The organism is Mycobacterium sp., assembly GCF_032162605.1.
In the GTDB taxonomy this organism is placed as follows: Bacteria; Actinomycetota; Actinomycetes; order Mycobacteriales; family Mycobacteriaceae; genus Mycobacterium.
Genome location: NZ_JAVROT010000636.1, coordinates 1 through 4,062 on the forward strand (window position 1 = coordinate 1; position 4,062 = coordinate 4,062).

General features: G+C 65.7%; 5 protein-coding genes. 2 read left to right on the forward strand and 3 right to left on the reverse strand.

All coding sequences use genetic code 11. The features are described 5' to 3' along the window. A partial coding sequence (locus QOI01_RS36190; protein ID WP_526389072.1) for an alpha/beta hydrolase occupies positions 1–886 on the reverse strand: 886 nt, incomplete at its 3' end. Positions 887–1,062: 176 nt separating this feature from the next. Here QOI01_RS36190 and QOI01_RS36195 point away from each other — a divergent pair. Beyond that, a complete protein-coding gene (locus tag QOI01_RS36195) occupies positions 1,063–1,692 on the forward strand; it encodes a sigma-70 family RNA polymerase sigma factor (protein WP_526389074.1) in 630 nt (209 codons plus the stop codon). Between the two features lie 112 nt (positions 1,693–1,804). Here QOI01_RS36195 and QOI01_RS36200 read toward each other — a convergent pair whose 3' ends face one another. Continuing rightward, complete coding sequence (locus tag QOI01_RS36200) at positions 1,805–2,581, reverse strand: SDR family NAD(P)-dependent oxidoreductase (RefSeq protein ID WP_526389076.1); 777 nt, start codon at positions 2,579–2,581, stop codon at positions 1,805–1,807. A gap of 272 nt (positions 2,582–2,853) precedes the next feature. Here QOI01_RS36200 and QOI01_RS36205 point away from each other — a divergent pair, with 272 nt between their 5' ends. Next, positions 2,854–3,540 (forward strand): SDR family NAD(P)-dependent oxidoreductase, encoded by a 687-nt coding sequence (locus QOI01_RS36205; RefSeq protein ID WP_526389080.1) that lies wholly within the window; start codon positions 2,854–2,856, stop codon positions 3,538–3,540. A 29-nt stretch (positions 3,541–3,569) separates the two neighbouring features. On the opposite strand, the gene QOI01_RS36210 is transcribed toward QOI01_RS36205, so the two are convergent. Next, positions 3,570–4,062, reverse strand: a 493-nt coding sequence (locus QOI01_RS36210; RefSeq protein WP_526389078.1) for an alpha/beta fold hydrolase, incomplete at its 5' end; no start/stop codon positions are given.

Below are 4,062 nucleotides of genomic sequence, written 5' to 3' on the forward strand. Positions count from 1 at the left end.
GTAGCGCGCCGATCGCCGTATCCCACGCTGCACGCGCCGGCGGCAGGAAGGGGTGCATGCCGAAGAAGCCGTGAAAGAGCCCGTCGGCGCGCACTGATTGCGTAGGAACGCCCGCGTCGCGCAGTCGCTGTGCGTACGCCTCGCCCTGATCGCGCAGCGGGTCGTACTCGGCGGTGATCACGAGCGCGGGCGCGATGCCATCGAGACCGTCGGCGTTGATTCCCCAGGCCGGCGAGGCCAGTCGGTGTCGCCGTTGCACAGCGTCGGGGAGGTAGGCGGTGTCGAACACCTCACTCATCCACGGTCGTAGCACGGCGCCGTTGCCCAGGGGTGTGCGCTTGTCCTTCGCGCTCGTGACGAGGTCCAGCGGGGCGTAGTGCAGCACTTGGAGTTTGACAGCCGGGTCACCGTTCTCGAGTGCGAGGCGCGAGGCGGCGGCGAGGTTTCCGCCCGCACTCTGGCCGCCGACGCACAATTGGCGACCGTCCCAGTCGTGCTCGCCGGATGACGCCCACCGAAGCACGTCGTAGATCTGCTCGACAGGTGCTGGAAACCTTCGATGAGCGGCGAGCACGTAGTCGGTGTTGATCACCACCACGTTCGCGTGTGCGGCGAGGTAGCGACACCACGGATCGTCCTGTTCGCGATGACCGACGACGAAGCCGCCGCCGTGGACGTTCACGTACACCGCGGGTTGATCACCGTTGGTCGACTGCGGACCGTAGACGGTCGCCGCGACGTCGCCGTGTCGGGCGGGTATGGAGATGGTCGTCGTGTGATCGCTGATCTCGGGGAAGCGCACGCCGGGTCTGGGCGCGGGGTTGACCGCGCCCGCGAACACTCGCGCTACCGCGTCGGCCACGGGGCGCGCGGACAGGATCGACAACTGCTGCTCCTCTCGATTCGTCTTCCGACCATTTGAACGCACGCCGGACCGGATCGAGTCGCGGTGTCGCTGTCATCTTCCAAATCGATGACGGGCATCCAAATCAATCGTTGGACTAGATACTGGTCGGGCTGGTGGGATGAAGTCACCAATCCATCCAGACGAAGTGAAACGACATGGCCACCACAGATATTCACGAGAACATCCCGTCGACGGCGACGTCCGCCGACGTGAGTCGAGCCCGTCTCTTCGAGAGGGAGGCGCTTGCGCTCCAGGAGGAACTCGGGCGCGCTGCCCGCCGCTATTCGAAGAACGCCCACGACGCCGAAGACCTGGTCCAAGAGACCTTTGCGAAGGCGTGGGCGGGATTCGGCTCCTTCGACCCGGGGACCAACCTCCGCGCGTGGATGTTCCGCATCATGGTCAACACGTGGATCAGCTCGCACCGCAGAACCGAACGCCGGCCCAAGGAGACGCTCACCGAGTCGTTCACGGATGCCCAGCTCTTCGCGGACAGTCGACGCTTCGACACCGCCCCGTCCGCGGAAACGCAAGCGCTGCAACGGTTGCCCGACGACTGCATCAGGCAGGCACTCCAGTCGCTGGACCCGTCTCTGCAGCGGATCCTCTACTACGCCTATCCATGCCAGCTCAGCTACAAGGAGATCGCCGAGATCGAGCGAATTCCGCTGGGCACCGTGATGTCCAGGATCCACCGCGCACGCCGCCTGCTGCGTACGGCGCTCCTCGAGGGCTGCGAGGAATCAGCGGTCGTGGCAGGAGAGCCGCATACTTGCGCGGCGTAGGGGTCGCCGCCTCGAGCCTGGCCACCCTTCCCCCGCGAGCGTGCGGGTCTGTACAGCGACACGCCGGTCTTGTTGTACAAGCACGCACGCTCGCGCGAAGACCCGGGGGCCTCTAGATCCAGCCACCCGCGGCGTCGAGCGTTGCGCCGGTGATGTAGCTGGCGTCGGAAGAGAGGAGAAACGCTGCCACCGCGGCGATCTCGTCGGGCTCGGCGAGTCGCCCCAACGCGTTCATGGAGCCGATCACTGCCTCGTTGGGCACATCGCGCAGCGCCTGAGGTGTGTACCTGGTGGCGTATTCGGCAGCCATGTCGGTGTTGGTACCGCCTGGGGCGATGGCGTTGATGGCGATGTCCTTCTCCGCCAACTCCGGCGCCAGGTTCAGCACCATCGCCGTCACCGCGGCCTTGCTCGCGGCGTAGAGGGTGTGCTGGTAGACGGCGATGCGAGCGCTGACCGACGAGGTCAGGAGGATCCGTCCGCCGTCCGTCATGGCTGCCGCAGCAGCTTGGGTCACGAACAGCTGGCTGGCGACGTTGGTGTGGAAGACCCGGTCGAAGTCGGCCGGTGTGATCGAGTCAAGGGCGCCGAAGTGTTCGACACCGGCGTTGCTCGCGACGACGTCGAGGCCACCGAAGGCATCCGCGACGCGGTTCACCAGTTCGATCACTTGGGCCCGGTCGCTGACGTCGGTACGAAAGGCGCTGGCGTGGTGGCCGTTCCGGACGAGTTCGTCGACGAGATCCTGCGCGGCACGCTCGTCATGGCGGAAGTTCACCGCCACGCTCGCGCCTTCGGCGGCCAGTCGTCGGGTGATCGCCGCGCCGATTCCCCGGCCGCCGCCAGTGATGAGTGCCCGCTTGCCTGCCAGCCGTGGTCCCGCGTTCATGCGCATTCCTCAATCGGACGATTTACTCCGCTTGTCAAGGTACGCCGGTGTGCGCCATTGATGCGGGCTGTCGCGAAACGGAACATGCCGAAGATCCACGACGGACCGCCTCCCTCGATTCTCGAGCGAGCGGAGAGCCGTGTCCGTGCAAGGGCGTGAATGGTAGCGACGTGCCGTGCGTTGCACTGTTTCAGTCCACATACGAAGGAGTCCAATGATGTCCGTGGAAACGGTCGTCGCCCTGGTAACGGGTGCCGACAAGGGCATAGGCCCTGGCCACTGCGCGTCAACGCGCGGAGCGTGGCCTCACCGTGCTCCTCGGTAGCCGCGACGTCGAGCGCGGCGCGAAGGCGGCCGCCCATCTCGCCACGGCCGGAGTCGCGGCGCGACCAGTACAGATCGATGTCACCGATGCCACATCCGTCCAGCGGGCCGCCGGGTTCATCGACCGTGAGTATGGCCGCCTCGACATGTTGGTGAACAACGCCCGCGTGCTCGTCCGCAAACCCGCGACGGAAGTGTCTGCCGAAGACATGCGCCAGGAGTTCGAGACCAACGTATTCGGCACGGTCCGCGTGATTCACGCGATGCTTCCGCTACTGCGAAAGTCCTCATCCGCTCGAATCCTCAACGTCTCCAGCGATTCCGCCATATTCGCCAAGGCGACAGAGAAGGGCTCCATGTTCGCCCACTCACACGAGTCGTTCGCCTACTCCGCGACGAAAGTCGCCGTGAACATGCTGACCGTCAAGTACGCCAACGCTTTTATCGACGATCCCGCGCTGTCCCACGTGAAGATCAACGCCGTCACGCCTGGGTACGTGGCCACGGAGCTGAACGACTTCCGTGGGGTGCGCAGCACGGACGAGGGAGCGCGCGCCGCGGTGTACTGGGCGACGGTCGGCGACGCCGGTGCGACAGGCGGGTTCTTCGACGATTGTGAGCCGCTGCCGTGGTGAGGTGAACTTGGTCACCACCCCAACCGGGGTCAGAGGCCGCCTACTTCGATGACCGCGTCGGCGAACTGCCGCGGTGCCTCCTGTGGCACGTTGTGCCCGATGCCGTCGAGGACGCGATGAGAGTATTTGCCGCTGAACTGTTTGCGGTAGGCGCTGCCGTCCTTGGCGGGACCGTCGAAGTCACTGGACAGCGTGATCGTCGGGACCGCGATGACGGGCTTGCCGGCGAGGCGGCGCTCGATGTCGTCGTACTGCGGCTCGCCGGCGGCCAGGCCCTGGCGCCAGCGGTAGTTGTGGATGACGATGTCGACGTGGTCGGGGTTGGCGAACGCCGCGGCGCTGCGGTCATAGGTGGCGTCGTCGAACGGCCACAACGGAGAGGCGTTCTTCCAGATCAACTCGTTGAAGTCGTGGGTGTTCTGCCGGTAGCCCTGCTGGCCGCGTTCGGTGGCGAAGTAGTACTGGTACCACCAGCCGTACTCCGCTTGGGGCGGCAGCGGTTTCAGATTGGCCTCGAGGTTG

Bases quoted from the DNA above. Each gene is read 5' to 3' on its own strand.
- QOI01_RS36200 (WP_526389076.1), bottom strand. From the start codon at position 2,581: ATGAACGCGGGACCACGGCTGGCAGGCAAGCGGGCACTCATCACTGGC.
- QOI01_RS36195 (WP_526389074.1), top strand. From the start codon at position 1,063: ATGGCCACCACAGATATTCACGAGAACATCCCGTCGACGGCGACGTCC.